The following is a 2,189-nucleotide window of genomic DNA, read 5'->3' on the forward strand; positions in this document are numbered from 1 at the left end:
CAGACCTGCCTGCGGACTTTGCGGATTCCACTTTCCTGCAAAATAGTCTTAAGATTCCCGTGGCCTGATGGCCTCGCGAATCCCATCTATCCGGAGAATTTGACCTGATGGCGCTGTCGTCCATGACCGGCTTTGCCCGAAGCCACGGCGCAAGCGGGCCGTATACGTTCGAATGGGAATTGAAGTCGGTCAACGCCAAGGGCTTTGACCTCAGGGTGCGGCTGCCGCAGGGGTTCGACGAGCTCGAGGCCCACGCCAAGAAGCGCGCCGGCGAGCTGCTCTCGCGCGGCACGGTCTACGCCAATCTCAACATCAAGCGTGCCAACGCCGCCGCCTCCGTCCGCGTCAACGAGGACGTGCTCAACGCGGTGCTGAAGGCCGCCGCAATGATCTCCGGCAAGATCGACGCCGTCGCGCCGAGCATCGACGGCCTGCTCGCCATCAAGGGTGTCGTCGAGGTCGCCGAGACCGAGGGCGACGAGGAGGAGGACAAGGCCGCGCGCGCTGCTGCCGCCGACGCCTTCGACAAGGCACTCGACGAACTCGTGGCGATGCGCAAGCGCGAGGGCACCTCGCTCGGCCAGATCTTGACCCTGCGGGTCGACGAGGTCGAGCAGCTCGCGAAGAAGGCGGAAAGCTCGCCGGGCCGCAAGCCGGAGGCGATCAAGGCGAGGCTCGCCGAGCAGATCGCAGCTCTGCTTGATACGTCAGACCGGTTCGATTCCGACCGCCTGATGCAGGAGGCGATCCTGATCGCCACCAAGGCCGACATCCGCGAGGAGCTCGATCGCATCGCCTCGCATATCGCGCAGGCGCGCGAGCTGATCGGCAAGGGCGGCCCGATCGGCCGCAAGCTCGATTTCCTGGCGCAGGAGTTTCATCGCGAGGTCAACACCTGCTGCTCGAAGTCGAACGACATCGAGCTGACCAATACCGGTCTCGCCATGAAGAACGTGGTCGAGCAATTCCGCGAACAGGTCCAGAATCTGGAGTGATCGATGACATTGGGCGGTCACGGAACTGACGGGGTCGAGCGGCGCGGATTGATGTTCGTACTGTCCTCGCCATCGGGCGCAGGCAAGACGACGCTGTCGCGGATGCTGCTCGAGCGGGAGCCTGGCCTGAAAATGTCAGTGTCGGCGACCACGCGCCAGATGCGGCCGGGCGAGGTCGAGGGGCGCGACTATTTCTTCGTCAGCAAGCCCAGATTCGAGACGATGGTTGAGCAGGGCGAACTGCTCGAATGGGCCACTGTGTTTGACAATCTCTACGGGACGCCGCGTGCTCCGGTCGAGGCGGCACTGTCGGCCGGGCAGGACGTGCTGTTCGACATCGACTGGCAGGGCACACAGCAACTGCACCAGAAGGCGAGCGTCGATGTGGTTCGCGTCTTCATCCTGCCGCCGTCAGCCGGCGACCTCGAGAAGCGGCTGCATTCGCGCGCGCAGGATTCCGACGAGGTCATTCGCAAGCGTATGAGCCGCGCCAGCCACGAGATGAGCCACTGGGCCGAGTACGACTACATCGTCATCAACCACAATGTCGATGACGCCTTCGCCGAGGTGCAGTCGATCCTGAAGGCCGAGCGCCTCAAGCGCGAGCGGCGGACCGGCCTCGTGAGCTTCGTGCGAGGGCTGCAAGGTCAGCTTCAAGGCTAGGATCAAGGCTCGGCTGCGCCAGCCGCGGCCCCTCGCTCGCCAGCCGTTCCAGCATCGCCGTGAAGACGTCGACGTCGACGGCATTGTCGTCGTGCGCGCGGGGCTCGTGCGCGTTTGCCTCGCGTATGTGCTCCTGATGCGCGTTCACGTCGTGATCGGCCGCCTCTTCATCGTGGCCGTCGGCCGCGAGAGGCGCCGCCGTCTCGATCTCGAATTCGCCGTCGAAATAGCCGATCTCGGTCTCCTCGGGCTCTGCAGCCCTGATATCGAGGGGACGGCCTTGCGCTGCGATCTGGCGGATCCCGTCCGTGAACGCGGCGATCTGCGGCGCCTCCGGGCGCATGGCGTCGAAGTCCACCGGAAGCGGACGTTCGCGACGTGGTGCAGGGACCGGTGTCCCGTTGAGCCACGGCGGGCGGCTGTCCTCGTGATCCTGCCGAAGATCCCAGTTGACGCGGCGATCGGTCGTCTGGACGCGTGCGCGGCCGCCGGCGAAGCGGTAGATCACGCTGGCGAGGAGACCGGCGAGCG

The 2,189-nt window shown here is 65.3% G+C and carries 2 protein-coding genes and 1 pseudogene; 2 read left to right on the top strand and 1 reads right to left on the bottom strand.

From position 1 onward, the window contains the following. The first annotated feature begins 107 nt into the window (after positions 1–107). Both Q0687_RS28775 and gmk read left to right on the top strand, forming a co-directional pair. Complete coding sequence (locus tag Q0687_RS28775; RefSeq protein ID WP_298884738.1) at positions 108–995, top strand: YicC/YloC family endoribonuclease; 888 nt, start codon at positions 108–110, stop codon at positions 993–995. Positions 996–998: 3 nt separating this feature from the next. After that, the gene (gmk, locus tag Q0687_RS28780) at positions 999–1,658 is read left to right on the top strand and encodes a guanylate kinase (RefSeq protein ID WP_298884741.1); all 660 of its coding nucleotides are present in this window, start codon (positions 999–1,001) and stop codon (positions 1,656–1,658) included. On the opposite strand, the pseudogene Q0687_RS28785 reads toward gmk, so the two are convergent. Further along, positions 1,591–2,189, bottom strand: a pseudogene (locus Q0687_RS28785) (hypothetical protein); the annotation flags it as partial. The gene gmk and the pseudogene Q0687_RS28785 overlap by 68 nt on opposite strands.

It is taken from the genome of uncultured Bradyrhizobium sp. (genome assembly GCF_936928535.1).
GTDB lineage: Bacteria > Pseudomonadota > Alphaproteobacteria > Rhizobiales > Xanthobacteraceae > Bradyrhizobium.

Coding starts and splice junctions, on each gene's coding strand:
- gmk (WP_298884741.1), top strand. CDS start 999: ATGACATTGGGCGGTCACGGAACTGACGGGGTCGAGCGGCGCGGATTG.
- Q0687_RS28775 (WP_298884738.1), top strand. CDS start 108: ATGGCGCTGTCGTCCATGACCGGCTTTGCCCGAAGCCACGGCGCAAGC.